Below are 394 nucleotides of genomic sequence, written 5' to 3' on the forward strand. Positions count from 1 at the left end.
ATAGTGATTTTGAATGGAACGAGCCACCGTGTTGAAAGCCTTGAAACCGCACTGCCTGACTTTTTCATGCCACTTTGCCAGGCGGGCTAAGCCATAGAGTTTATCGGTCGTATTCTCGAAAATGTGGCTTAGGGCTTGACTCAGATCATAGGCTTTTTTCAGATCAGGGTACCGATCAAAAAGCAGTGTAGCCCGTTCCCGCTGACTGTCAGTCCAATCTCCCGATTTTTTATAAAGTACATACCGGCTGCGAGCCAGCAGTTGTTTAAGCGTATCGCCATTCGAGAGTACTTCGGGCTCATACGCGCTCTGAGTGGCTTTGGCTTGTTCAAGGGCTTCGTTTTCAGCGTCCAGCGCTTCCCACCGGTACTTGACGCGCATCTCCTGAACCGCT

The 394-nt window shown here is 50.3% G+C and carries 1 protein-coding gene; it reads right to left on the minus strand.

From position 1 onward, the window contains the following. The coding region (locus FH871_RS32520) for a transposase (protein WP_138995367.1) at positions 1 to 394 on the minus strand (394 nt) is incomplete at both ends.

Source organism: Larkinella sp. C7 (assembly GCF_006149005.1).
Classification (GTDB): Bacteria; Bacteroidota; Bacteroidia; order Cytophagales; family Spirosomataceae; genus Larkinella.